Annotated in this window: 12 protein-coding genes; 5 read left to right on the top strand and 7 right to left on the bottom strand. The window is 71.6% G+C overall.

What is annotated here, in order from left to right:
* The first annotated feature begins 63 nt into the window (after nt 1–63).
* Nucleotides 64–1836, top strand: coding sequence for an FAD-dependent oxidoreductase (locus OHA17_RS06025; RefSeq protein WP_406504710.1), 1773 nt, complete (start codon nt 64–66; stop codon nt 1834–1836).
* Between the two features lie 31 nt (nt 1837–1867).
* Here OHA17_RS06025 and OHA17_RS06030 read toward each other — a convergent pair whose 3' ends face one another.
* The 3 genes from OHA17_RS06030 to OHA17_RS06040 all read right to left on the bottom strand — a co-directional run bounded on the left by OHA17_RS06030 (nt 1868) and on the right by OHA17_RS06040 (nt 3870).
* On the bottom strand, nt 1868–2674 hold the full coding sequence (locus OHA17_RS06030; RefSeq protein WP_406504712.1) for an SAM-dependent methyltransferase: 807 nt from the start codon (nt 2672–2674) through the stop codon (nt 1868–1870).
* Nucleotides 2675–2742: 68 nt separating this feature from the next.
* Nucleotides 2743–3009: a DUF397 domain-containing protein gene (locus tag OHA17_RS06035; RefSeq protein WP_053725635.1), complete on the bottom strand. Its 267-nt coding sequence runs from the start codon at nt 3007–3009 to the stop codon at nt 2743–2745.
* Nucleotides 3010–3870, bottom strand: a complete 861-nt coding sequence (locus tag OHA17_RS06040; protein ID WP_406504714.1) for a helix-turn-helix domain-containing protein — start codon at nt 3868–3870, stop codon at nt 3010–3012. It abuts the gene before it with no gap.
* 206 nt (nt 3871–4076) lie between these two features.
* Here OHA17_RS06040 and OHA17_RS06045 point away from each other — a divergent pair, with 206 nt between their 5' ends.
* The gene (locus OHA17_RS06045) at nt 4077–4550 is read left to right on the top strand and encodes an ATP-binding protein (protein WP_053725637.1); all 474 of its coding nucleotides are present in this window, start codon (nt 4077–4079) and stop codon (nt 4548–4550) included.
* A 107-nt stretch (nt 4551–4657) separates the two neighbouring features.
* Complete coding sequence (locus tag OHA17_RS06050; RefSeq protein ID WP_398880182.1) at nt 4658–5026, top strand: hypothetical protein; 369 nt, start codon at nt 4658–4660, stop codon at nt 5024–5026.
* 50 nt (nt 5027–5076) lie between these two features.
* Here the strand turns inward: OHA17_RS06050 and OHA17_RS06055 are convergent, their stop codons facing one another.
* The gene (locus tag OHA17_RS06055; protein ID WP_406504717.1) at nt 5077–5934 is read right to left on the bottom strand and encodes an alpha/beta fold hydrolase; all 858 of its coding nucleotides are present in this window, start codon (nt 5932–5934) and stop codon (nt 5077–5079) included.
* Nucleotides 5935–6090: 156 nt separating this feature from the next.
* On the opposite strand from OHA17_RS06055, the gene OHA17_RS06060 reads away from it, so the two are divergent.
* On the top strand, nt 6091–6975 hold the full coding sequence (locus OHA17_RS06060; protein WP_406504719.1) for a helix-turn-helix domain-containing protein: 885 nt from the start codon (nt 6091–6093) through the stop codon (nt 6973–6975).
* Between the two features lie 49 nt (nt 6976–7024).
* Here the strand turns inward: OHA17_RS06060 and OHA17_RS06065 are convergent, their stop codons facing one another.
* The 3 genes from OHA17_RS06065 to tdh all read right to left on the bottom strand — a co-directional run bounded on the left by OHA17_RS06065 (nt 7025) and on the right by tdh (nt 10287).
* On the bottom strand, nt 7025–7939 hold the full coding sequence (locus OHA17_RS06065; protein ID WP_053725640.1) for a LysR family transcriptional regulator: 915 nt from the start codon (nt 7937–7939) through the stop codon (nt 7025–7027).
* A gap of 96 nt (nt 7940–8035) precedes the next feature.
* On the bottom strand, nt 8036–9217 hold the full coding sequence (locus tag OHA17_RS06070; protein ID WP_406504721.1) for a glycine C-acetyltransferase: 1182 nt from the start codon (nt 9215–9217) through the stop codon (nt 8036–8038).
* 41 nt (nt 9218–9258) lie between these two features.
* Complete coding sequence (gene tdh / locus OHA17_RS06075) at nt 9259–10287, bottom strand: L-threonine 3-dehydrogenase (RefSeq protein WP_053725642.1); 1029 nt, start codon at nt 10285–10287, stop codon at nt 9259–9261.
* A 387-nt stretch (nt 10288–10674) separates the two neighbouring features.
* On the opposite strand from tdh, the gene OHA17_RS06080 reads away from it, so the two are divergent.
* Complete coding sequence (locus OHA17_RS06080; protein ID WP_406504723.1) at nt 10675–11610, top strand: siderophore-interacting protein; 936 nt, start codon at nt 10675–10677, stop codon at nt 11608–11610.
* The last annotated feature ends 21 nt before the right edge of the window (nt 11611–11631 follow it).

An 11631-nucleotide genomic window follows, 5' to 3' on the forward strand; every position in this document is an offset into this window, starting at 1 on the left:
CGACGCGGCGACCGTATGCTCCTGCGCCGGACGTGACCGTTACCACCGGTAATAGGGAGCACTGTGGCGCGCACGGGCAGTACGAGACGGACTTTTGTCGCGGGTACGGCGGCGGGCGCGGTGGCCGCCCTCGGGGTCGAGGCGCCCGCCGCCTCGGCCGCGCCGAGCCCATCGGCGGCGGGCGGCCAGAGCGTGGCCGTGCTCGGCGGCGGGGTCGCCGGGCTCACGGCCGCCCATGAGCTCGCCGAGCGCGGGTTCCGGGTGACGCTCTTCGAGCGCCGGGCGCTCGGCGGCAAGGCCCGCTCCATGGACGTACCGGACAGCGCGAAGGGCGGCCGCAAGCCGCTGCCCGCCGAGCACGGCTTCCGGTTCATCCCCGGCATCTATCACAACCTGCCGGACACCATGCGGCGGATCCCGTTCCCCGGCAACCAGCACGGCGTCTGGGACAACCTGGTGGCGCCGAAGGAAATGATGTTCGCGCGGACCGGCCAGGAGGATCTGCGGCTGCCGATGCCCGGGGCCGGCACGCCCCAGCCGCTCACCCTCGACGACATCCGCCGCGCCCTGACCGGGGTGCTCGGCACCTTCCAGCGGCTGCCCGCCCGCGAGGTCGCCTACTTCGTGGACCGGCTCGCGGTCTTCCTCACCAGCTGCCAGGAGCGCCGCGACAACCAGTGGGAGACCACGCCCTGGTGGACGTTCACCCGGGCCGCGCAGATGAGTTACGACTACCAGCGCATCCTCGCCGTCGGCGTCACCCGCAACATCGTGGCGACCAAGGCCGAGGAGGCCAGCACCCGCACGGTGGGCAGCCTGCTCGAAGCCTTCATATTCAACGCCCTCGGCCGGGGCGCGGACGGCCCCCTCGACCGCATCCTGAACGCGCCCACCAACGAGTCCTGGATCGACCCGTGGGTCACTCAACTGCGTTCACTGGGCGTCGAGTTCAAGGTGGGCTGGACCGTACGCGAAGTCACGTACGGCAGCGGCAAGGTGACGGGGGTTCAGGTCGAGGACGAGGGCGGAGCCGTCCGGACCGTCACCGCCGACCACTACGTCTCGGCGCTTCCCGTGGAGCACGCGCGGCCCACCTGGAGTGCGGCGATGCGCGCGGCCGACCCGCAGTTGGCGCGCTGCGACCAGCTGCGCACCGACTGGATGACGGGCATTCAGTTCTATCTGACCGAGCGGCCCGACATCGTGCACGGGCACGTCGACTGCATCGACTCGCAGTGGTCGCTGACCGCCATAGCGCAGGCCGAGCACTGGCCGAGGCACCCCTTCGCCGCCGACTACGGCGACGGGACGGTCGCCGACTGTCTCTCGGTCGACATCTCCGAATGGGACAAGCCCGGGATCCTGTACGGGAAGACGGCCAAGCAGTGCACCCGCGAGGAGGTCGCGCGCGAGGTGTGGGCGCAGCTGAAGGCCGCGCTCAACGACACCGGCAAGACGGTCCTCAGCGACTCCAAGCTGCACTCCTGGTTCCTGGACCCGGGCGTCTCGGGGATCGGGACGCCGAACCCGCAGAACGAGGACGAGCTGCTCATCCACCCCACCGGCACCTTCCACAACCGCCCGTCGGCCGCCACGAAGATCCCCAACTTCTATCTGGCGGGCGACTACGTGGCCGTCCCCATCGACCTGGCCACGATGGAGGGCGCCAACACCTCGGGCCGGCTGGCCGCCAACGCCCTTCTGGACAGGGTGGGTTCGACGGCGCCGCGCTGCACGGTGACCCCGCTGTACAGCGCGCCGGAGCTCGACTTCCTGAAGGGGAACGACCGGCTGCGCCACCGGCTCGGCCTGCCGAACGTCTTCGACGTGGGGTGAGCGGGGCGGGCGCGGGAGCCGTCCCGCGCCCTCACACCTTCCGCGCCACGCCCGAGTACACCGGAATGGTGTCGTCGCCCTCGGCCGCCGGCTCGCCAAGGTCCGGGTGCCAGGCGGCGGCCAGGCCGACGCCCGGGGCGGTCAGTTCGCGGCCGTCGAAGAACCGGGCGACCTCGGCCTTGGTCCGCGGGCGCAGGGTGACGCCGCCGCCCTTGTAGAGCTCCACGGCGCGGGCCGCGCTCTCCGGGTCGAAGTCTCCGGTGATCTGCGAGAGCACCAGACAGCTGCCCGGCGCGAGGACGTCGAGGAGTCGGTCGACGATGCCGTACACATCGTCGTCGTCCCCGATGAAGTGGGTCAGCGCGATCAGCGAGAGGGCCACCGGACGCTCGAAGTCCAGGGTGTGCCGGGCCAGTTCGAGGATGCGCTCGGGTTCGCGGACGTCGGCCTGGATGTACTCGGTGACGCCGTCGGGGGTGGAACGCAGCAGGGCCTCCGCGTGCCGCAGCACGATCGGGTCGTTGTCCGCGTACACGATGCGGGCGTCGCTCGCGGTGCGCTGGGCGACCTGGTGGAGGTTGGGCTCGGTGGGGATGCCGGTGCCGATGTCCAGGAACTGGCGTACGCCCTGCTCGGCGAGCCAGCGCGTGGCGCGGTGCATGAAGGCCCGGTTGACCCGCGCGATGTCGCGGCCGCGCGAGTCGAGGGCGAGCAGCTGCTCGGCGAGCGCCTCGTCGACCGGGTAGTTGTCCTTGCCGCCGAGGAACCAGTCGTACACCCGGGCCGGATGGGGCTTGCTCGTGTCGATCGTCACGGCGGTGCGGTCTTGCCCGGTCATGTGCGCTCCACGGGGATGAAGGTCAGTGAACAGGTGGGGGAATCAAGGCAGTTGGGGGTGAGCTGGGATCACGTCAGCAGGAAGTCGGCCTGACCCGACTTCGCGCCCTGGATGAAGGCGGCGATCTCACCGGGTGTGTAGATCAGCGCCGGCCCCTCGGGATCGGCCGACTGGCGCACCGCGACCCTGCCGTCGGCCAGCTTCATGGCCTCGAAGCAGTTGCCGCCGTTGCCGCCGCTCCACGGCTTGTGCCAGCCCTCGGCGCCGAGTTCGGTGGCGGGCATGCCGTTGTAGATGTGCCCGTCCGCCGGCCCGCCGTCGTATATGTGATCCATTCACAGCTCCTTGCGGAGATCCTTGAGGATCTCCTTCGTGCGTTGTGCAGTCGCGGCCTGAGCCGCCATGCGGTCCATGACCTCCAGGTGGGTGGCCACCTCGGGGCGCGCGTCGAGGTAGACGGCGCCGGTCAGGTACTCGCTGTAGACCATGTCCGGCAGTTCGGGCACGGCGAAGCGGAAGAGGACGAAGGGCCCGTACGTCCCCGGATGGTGCCCGGAGGCGAACTCGGCCAGCTGCACGGTGACGTTGGGCAGCGTCGACGCCTCCAGTAGGCGGTCGATCTGGTCCCGCATCACCTGCGGCGAGCCGACCGGGCGGCGCAGCACGGTCTCGTCCATGACGACCCACAGTCGCGGGGCGTCCTCCCTGGTGAGCAGCGACTGGCGCTCCATGCGCAGCGCCACGTGCCGGTCGATGTCGGCCTCGCTGGTGGCGCCGAGCGCCCCGCTGCGCATCACGTGGCGGGCGTACTCCTCGGTCTGCAGCAGCCCGGGCACGAAGTGCGGCTCGTACGACCTGATCAGTGAGGCCGCGCCCTCCAGGCTGACGTACATGCTGAACCAGTCGGGCAGGATGTCGTGGAAGCGCTGCCACCAGCCCGGCTTGTTGGCCTCCTCGGCCAGGGCGATGAAACCTTCCGCCTCCCCGTCGCCGATCCCGTACGCCTTCAACAGCAGGACCACGTAAGGGATTTTGAGGGAAACCTCGGCCATCTCCATGCGCCGGACGGTGGCCGGGGCCACCCGCAGCACCTTGGCCGCTTCCTCGCGCCTGAGGCCGGCCCGCTCGCGCAGGTCCTGCAGGCGTCTGCCCAGCACGACCTGGCCCACGGTCGGGGCGGACCGGGGTTCACTCACTTCAGACCTCCCCACGCGCTGTTGCGAGCAGTGTGCCATGTCGTTGCAGAGAGGAGAACGGCACTCTGCAATTTTCAGAGTGCCCCTTGCCAAGTGTCCGCCGCGGGTACAAGGTAGGTCGGTGAACCAGTTCACACGCGGTGTTCGTGCACAGCCTTGGGGGAGGCCGTGCCGGGTGCTGCTTCCCCACTGTGAGGATTCCGGTCGTGGCTCCTGGTAACGCGCTCATCCCCCAGCTGACAGGCGCACCTTCCGGGACCGCTGTGCGGCGGTACGCCTTCGACGTGCCGGCCCGTACCGATTCGGTCTCTCTCGCCCGGCGGCGCAGCAAGGACATGCTGACCGGGTGGGGGCACCACGAGGACCTTCACGAGACCGCCGCCCTGGTGATCTCGGAGCTCGTCACCAACGCCGTCGTGCACACGGCCGGCGACCACATACTGTGCGAACTCACCGATCTCCAGCGGGCGTTGCGGATAGCGGTCAGAGACCTGGGCTGCGGCTCCGCGGGCCCGCGCCTTTGCTATTCGGACGACGAGGAGGAGCGCGGACGCGGGCTGCTGCTCGTGGACGCGGTGAGCAGCGCGTGGGGCACGCACGACGCCCCGTACGGGCCCGGCCGGATCGTCTGGGCCGAGCTCGCGCACGGCGGGCCCGGCAAGGCGGGCCGCCCGTGCTGAGAGAAAAGCTTCCTTGGGGACCCCGGTCCGGGCGACAGGGCCCGCGACCCGATGGGTCCGGATCCGCCGGGCCCCGTGGCCCCGTGCGCAGTGGGGGTGCGCACGGAGTGCCCGGGCCCGGCGGCTCCGCCGCTCGAACCGGCGGCGGGGTACTGCTGCCCGCCGTCCGGCCGGCCACGCTGGGCCGGGACGCGGTGGGAGTGCCCGCCGTGCACGGTTTCCGGCTCCTTTCCCGGCTGCCCCGGTCCGGCTGCGTCTTCGCCTCGGCCGACTGGTGGTGGTGGATCGTTCCGGCCGGCTCCGACCAGGATCTGCCCTGGCCCCGGCCGGTGCGCTACGCACCCGGGGCCGTGGTCCCGGACGCCGACCGCCCCCGTCTGATCAACTTCCCGGAGGGCGCGACGCCCTACACCCCGCCGATCCCGCTGTACCTGGTGGTCTGCCAGCTGACGGGCACGGCACCCGCCTGGGCCTGAAGGCGGCGGGGGTGGTCGTCGGTGGTCATGGCGTTGTGGAGGCGTTTCATTCACTCCGCCCGTACGGCGTGGGTCGTGGTGAAGGCGAGCAGCGGGGTGGCGGTCCGCGGGGGATCCTCCAGTATGGGTGAGTGTCCGAGACCGGGCAGCAGCTCGACTTTCGCGCCCGCGACCGCGCGGTAGTCGGCGGCGGACGCGGAACGCCACCTGCGGTCTTCCTCGCCGAAGAGCACCAGCAGCGGCTGGCCCAGGGCCTTCAGCCGGTCCGGGAGCGCCCGCTGCCCCAGATAGTCGTGGGTGGCCCGCATCGTTGCGGTGAGCGTGTGGTGGGTCATGCGGCGCACGTCGTCCAGGAGCTCTGGTGGGATCCGGTAGCCCGCCCGGCTGAAGGCGGTGCTCGCGAACCGGCGGATCTGCTCGTCGGTCGGCGGCCACTGCGAGAGTCCGGCCGCGGCGGACTCCGGTGCGATGAAGGCGTTCAGGCTGGGGCCGGTGTTGATGAGCGCGAGCGCGGTCACCAGGTCGGGGCGCTGTTCGGCGAGGGCGGTGGCGACGACGCCGCCGCTGGAATGACCGACGACCACGGCGTGCTCGACGCCGAGTCGGTCCAGCGCCACGCCGGCCCGGCGTGCCTGGTCCGGGATCGCGTAGCCGCCGTCGGCCGGTTTAGCCGACCGGCCGTGCCCGAGCAGGTCGATCCGGATGACGCGATGGGATCCGGTCAGCATCGAAACCAGCGGGTCCCACGAGCGGGTCGAGGACGCGGACCCATGGATGAGCAGGAGTGCGGGGGCGTCACGAGGGCCGCCCTGGCACACGTGGATGTCGCCGTCGTCCAGCGACAGAGTCGAATGCTCGGTGGTCTCGGCCCCACGGTTCACGTGCGGTACGCCGTCAGAAACAGTCATGAGCCCACGGTCGCCGCCACTGCCCACCGACGGATTGGACGAATGTTCCCCTCGGCGGGCTCACGTAGGCCGCGGCCGCTCACTGGGGTCTGTCCGGCGGATCTGGTCGCCCGCGATGCGGCTCAGCTCTTCGAGGACAGGCCCTGGCCTGGGACGGTGCGGACTTTCATGCACGGTGCGGAGGTGTGGGGCGTCGTATGCCCGCAGCGTCCCAGCAGGGTGGCCGGTGTCACCATGGCCGGGTTCCGCGTCCATGACCTGGGCGCGCTCCGGATGGTCCCGCACCCGGCCGTGACGCTGCTCCTGGAGTTCGGCGCCGGCTCGCCCGTCCTTGACTGTGCGGCCGGGCGGCAGCAGCGGGGAAGCGCCGTCGCCGGGCCCGGATTCGGGTCCGGGGGTGCGGTCCGGGCGCGGGGAGAGAACGTCGAGTGCGTGCAGGTGCGCCTGTCACCGGTGATCGCGCGCGCGGTTCTGGGCGTCTCCCCCGCCGACCTCGACGGCGCCGTCGTGCCCTTGGACGACCTGTGGGGCCGGGAGGCGTCCCGGATCCGCGAGCGGCTGGGCGACGTCTCGCCGTGGCGGGATCGCTTCGCGTTGACGGACGCGCTGCTAGCCGGCCGACATGAGGCGGGGCCGTCGGTGGACCCTGAGGTGGCCTGGGCCTGGCACTGGATCGTCAGCAGCCGGGGTCTGGCCCGGGTCGACGCACTCGCGGCCGAGGTCGGATGGAGCCGTAAGCGCCTGTGGTCCCGGTTCCGGTCGCAGCTCGGTCTGCCGCCCAAGCGTGCCCTGAAGCTGGCCCGATTCGACCATGCCGCCCACCGCCTGGTCGCGGGTGAAGGCGCGGCCCGAGTCGCGGCCGACGCAGGCTACGCCGACCAGTCCCACCTGCATCGTGACGTCATGGCGTTCACCGGGTTGACCCCCGCGACCGTGGCCGCCGAGCGGTTTCTCGCGGTCGACGACATCGCATGGCCCGGCCGCGGCACACCCGCCGAGCCGCACGTCTCCGGGGATCTCCGGCGACGGCCACCGCTCTGAACGTCGCGGCGGTCGCCTGCGGCCGATGTCCGGCCCTGGACTCCTGGGCCTAGTCGGTCGGCAGGCCGCGCGCCGCCTCCGCCAGTGCCTCCAGTACCGGGCGGAACAGCGGGTGGCCCTCGGCTCCTCTGCGTACCGCGGCGAACACCCGGCGGGTCGCCGCCGGGCCCGCCACGGGGCGTACCACGGTGTCCTTCTGCTCCATGCCGCGCAGCGCCGAACGCGGCACGAGGGCCACCCCGGCGCCCGCGCCCGCCAGCGCGACCACCGCCCGGAAGTCGTCCGAGGAATGCACCAACTTGGGCTGGAATCCCGCGAGTTCACAGGCGAGCAGCATCACGTCGTGGCAGGGGTTGCCCGGGTAGGGGCCGATCCAGTCGTCGTCGGCGAGGGCGGAGAGCGGCACCTGCGGGGACTGGGCGAGGGGGTGCGCCGCGTGCAGCACGGCGTCGAAGGGCTCTGCGTACAGCGGGACGCGAGAGAGCCTGCTGTCGTCCTCGCGGGGCGCGCCCCGGTATTCGACCGCGAGCGCCAGATCCGCCTCGCCGTCCAGGACCAGCGGCAGCGCCTCGTCGCCCTCGGCGTCCCGGACCCGGACCCGGATCGCGGGGTGGCTCGTGCGCAGCCGCGTGATCGCGGGCGCGAGGACCTCCGCGATGCCCGTCGCGAAGGCCGCCACGGTGACCTCTCCGGCGGCGCCGCCCGCGTAGGCGGCCAGCTCCGCCTCGGCCCGCTCCAGCTGGGCCAGGACCGCGTTGGCGTGCTCCAGGAGGATCTCTCCGGCGGCCGTGAGCCGTACCCCCTTGCCGCTGCGGGTGAGCAGGGTGTGCCCGGTCTCCTGCTCCAGGGCCGCGAGCTGCTGGGAGACGGCGGAGGGGGTCAGATACAGCGCTGCTGCCGCGGCGGTCACCGTACGGTGGTCCGCCGCGGCACGCAGGATGCGAAGCCGGCGGGGGTCGATCACCCAGCCATTGTCGCCCGGACCTCAGCCCCTCATCGCCGCCCGGGCGCCAGGCCGCGATCGACGCCCCGGCCTCAGGCCCTCACCGCGGCTCGCGCCTCAGGCCCCCATCGACGCCCGGGCGTCGACGAATGCGGCCACCGTCTTCTCGATGTCCTCGGTGGAGTGCGCCGCCGAGAGCTGGACGCGGATGCGGGCCGCGCCCATCGGGACCACCGGGTAGGAGAAGCCGATCACGTACACGCCGCGCTCCAGGAGCAGCTCGGCCATGCGGGCCGCCTCGGCGGCGTCGCCGATCATGACGGGTGCGATGGGGTGCTCCCCGGGCAGGATCTCGAAGCCCGCCTCCGTCATCCTCGTACGGAAGAGCGTGGTGTTGGCGGCGAGCTTCTCGCGCAGGTCACCGGCCGATTCCAGGAGGTCCAGGACCTTGAGGGAGGCGGCGGCGATGACCGGGGCGAGCGAGTTCGAGAACAGGTACGGGCGGGAGCGCTGGCGCAGCAGGGCGACGATCTCGGCGCGGGCCGCGACATAGCCGCCGGAGGCGCCGCCGAGCGCCTTGCCGAGGGTGCCGGTGATGATGTCGACGCGGTCGCTGACGCCGTGCAGGGCCGGGGTGCCCGCGCCGCCGGGGCCGGTGAAGCCGACGGCGTGCGAGTCGTCGACCATGACCATGGCGTCGTATCGGTCGGCGAGGTCGCAGATCTCCTGGAGCGGCGCGATGTAGCCGTCCATGGAGAACACGCCGTCGGTGACGATCAGACGGCGCCGGGCGCCGGACGCCTCCTTGAGCTTGGCCTCAAGGTCGGCCATGTCGCGGTTGGCGTAGCGGAAGCGGGCCGCCTTGGACAGGCGGATGCCGTCGATGATCGAGGCGTGGTTGAGGGCGTCGGAGATGACCGCGTCCTGCGCGTCGAGCAGGGTCTCGAATACGCCGCCGTTGGCGTCGAAGCAGGACGAGTAGAGGATCGTGTCCTCCTGGCCGAGGAACGCCGACAGGCGGCCCTCCAGCTCCTTGTGGACGTCCTGGGTGCCGCAGATGAAGCGGACCGAGGCCATGCCGTAGCCCCAGCGGTCCAGGGCGTCCTTGGCGGCCGCGATCACCTCGGGGTGGTCGGCGAGGCCGAGGTAGTTGTTGGCGCAGAAGTTGAGTACGTCGCCCGACGGCACGGAGACGGAGGCGCTCTGCGGGGTGGAGATAACACGCTCGGGCTTGAAGAGACCGGCTTCCTTGATCTCGTCGAGGGTCTTCTGGAGGTCGTCGCGGACGTTCGCGTACATGCTCGGGGCTCCTAGGGGTGTCCGGTGGTCCGGGCGGGGACTCAGACGGTCCAGTCGAGGATGATCTTGCCGCTGCGGGCGGTGGCGGCCTCGTCGAAGGCCGCGTCGAAGTCCTGGTAGCCGTACTTTCCGGTGATCACCGGGCTGAGGTCGAGGCCGCCTTCGAGCAGCACCGTCATGGCGTACCACGTCTCGAACATCTCGCGGCCGTAGATGCCCTTGATGGTGATCATCGAGGTGACGATCTTCGCCCAGTCCACGGCGAACTCCTGCGCGGGCAGGCCGAGCATCGCGATGCGGCCGCCGTGCGTCATGTTCGCGACCATGTCGCGCATCGCCTCGGGGCGGCCCGACATCTCCAGGCCGATGTCGAAGCCCTCCTTGAGGCCGAGCTGCTTCTGGGCGTGCGCGATGTCGTGCTCGGCGACGTTGAGCGCGAGGGTGGCACCGGCCTTGCGGGCGATCTCCAGGCGGGACTCGCTGACGTCCGTGATCACGACGCTGCGGGCGCCGGCGTGCTTGGCGACGGCCGCGGCCATGATGCCGATCGGGCCCGCGCCGGTGATCAGCACGTCCTCGCCGACCAGCGGGAACGACAGCGCGGTGTGCACGGCGTTGCCGAACGGGTCGAAGATCGCGGCGACGTCGAGGTCGACCTGGGTGCGGTGCACCCACACGTTGGAGGCGGGCAGCGCCACGTACTCGGCGAACGCGCCGTTGCGGCCGACGCCCAGGCCGATGGTGGAGCGGCACAGGTGGCGGCGTCCGGCCAGACAGTTGCGGCACTTCCCGCAGACCAGGTGGCCCTCGCCGCTGACCAGGTCGCCGACCGCGATGTCCTGGACGTCCGCGCCGATCGCGGCGACCTCGCCGACGAACTCGTGGCCCAGGATCAGCGGGGTCTTGACGGCGCCCTGCGCCCAGCCGTCCCAGGAGCGGATGTGCAGGTCGGTGCCGCAGATGCCGGTGCGAAGGACCTTGATCAGCACATCGCCGGGCCCGGTCTCCGGCTCGGGAACGTCCATGAGCCACAGTCCGGGTTCGGCGTGCTGCTTGACAAGTGCCTTCATGGGCGGGGCTCCCGGCGTACGGAGAGGGGCGGCCGGCCACGGATCGGTGGCCGGACGTGCGGGCTGAGGATCGGGCGGGTCCGACGAGTCCGACGTATCTGACGTATCTGACGCATCTGACGGATACGGACGCGCTGGAGGATCTTGCTGATCCGGATGACCCGGCCGATCTTGCTGATCACCAATCTGCCGAGCCCGGGCCGCAGAGTCCATCGAGGATTTCTTAAGCGGGTCAACAGCCGAGCTTCACGCGCGCCCCTCGCGCCCCACCCGGGGGACCTGTTGGACCGACCCTGTAGCCGGGATGTCGGCCATCTGTAGGCGTCTGCCGTGACGGTGGGGGCCCGGGCGTGAGACGCACGCCGGGGACAGGGAGGAAAAAGCCAGATGGAGCAGTCAGCAGCGGGGCAGGGAGCAAGGCAGTCGATTCCGGGTGGGCCGGCCGAGCACTCGGCGGCGGGCCGGTCGCTTCCGGTCCGGTTCGTCGAAGTGGCCGGGATCCGCAGGATCGCCGGGCACATGGTGCGGGTGACGTTCCGCGGCGCCGACCTCGCGGACTTCCGCGTCGAGGGCCCCGACCAGCAGGTCAAGCTGTACTTTCCCCGGCCCGGCCAGTCCGTGCCCGTACTGCCCGCGGCGGGCGCGGACGGCGACTTCATGCGCTGGTACCAGGCCTTCCAGGAGATCCCCGAGCCGCGGCGGCCGTGGATGCGGAGCTATACCGTCCGGGCCCACGACAGGGCGCGCGGCACGATCGACATCGACTTCGTACTGCACGCCGGTGCGGACGGCCCGGCGACGCGCTGGGCCCGGGCCGCGGCGCCCGGCGCCGTACTCGGCATGTTCGGCCCCTCGGCGTACTTCGCGACACCGGTGCCGATCGCGACCACGGACTGGATGCTGCTCGTGGCCGACGAGACGGGCCTTCCGGCGCTCGCGACGATCGTCGAGGCGCTGCCGAAGGGGGCACGCGCGGTGGCGTACATCGAGGTGAACGGGCCGCAGGACGAGCTGGCCCTGGAGTCGCCGGGCGAGCTGACCGTGCACTGGCTGCACCGGGCGCCGCTGCGGCCGGGGACCGGCGAAGTGCTGGTGCGGGCGGTGCGGGCGGCCGAATTCCCGCCGGGGTCGGTGCACGCGTGGCTGGCTGGGGAGGCGGGGGCGGTACGGGCCGTGCGCCGCCAACTCGTCGCCGAACGCGGCCTGCCCAAGCGGTCGGTGAGCTTCGCGGGCTATTGGCGCCACCGCCTCACCCAGGACGACGCCCCGACCGAGGCGGACCTGGCGGAGGCGCGGGAGCGGGCGCAGGGGTGGGCGCAGTAGGAAACCCGGCGGGAAGGGGGC

The organism is Streptomyces sp. NBC_00212 (assembly GCF_045206365.1).
Lineage (GTDB): Bacteria > Actinomycetota > Actinomycetes > Streptomycetales > Streptomycetaceae > Streptomyces.

Bases quoted from the DNA above. Each gene is read 5' to 3' on its own strand.
- OHA17_RS06030 (WP_406504712.1), bottom strand. From the start codon at position 2,674: ATGACCGGGCAAGACCGCACCGCCGTGACGATCGACACGAGCAAGCCC.
- OHA17_RS06035 (WP_053725635.1), bottom strand. From the start codon at position 3,009: ATGGATCACATATACGACGGCGGGCCGGCGGACGGGCACATCTACAAC.
- OHA17_RS06055 (WP_406504717.1), bottom strand. From the start codon at position 5,934: ATGACTGTTTCTGACGGCGTACCGCACGTGAACCGTGGGGCCGAGACC.
- OHA17_RS06070 (WP_406504721.1), bottom strand. From the start codon at position 9,217: ATGTACGCGAACGTCCGCGACGACCTCCAGAAGACCCTCGACGAGATC.
- tdh (WP_053725642.1), bottom strand. From the start codon at position 10,287: ATGAAGGCACTTGTCAAGCAGCACGCCGAACCCGGACTGTGGCTCATG.
- OHA17_RS06080 (WP_406504723.1), top strand. From the start codon at position 10,675: ATGGAGCAGTCAGCAGCGGGGCAGGGAGCAAGGCAGTCGATTCCGGGT.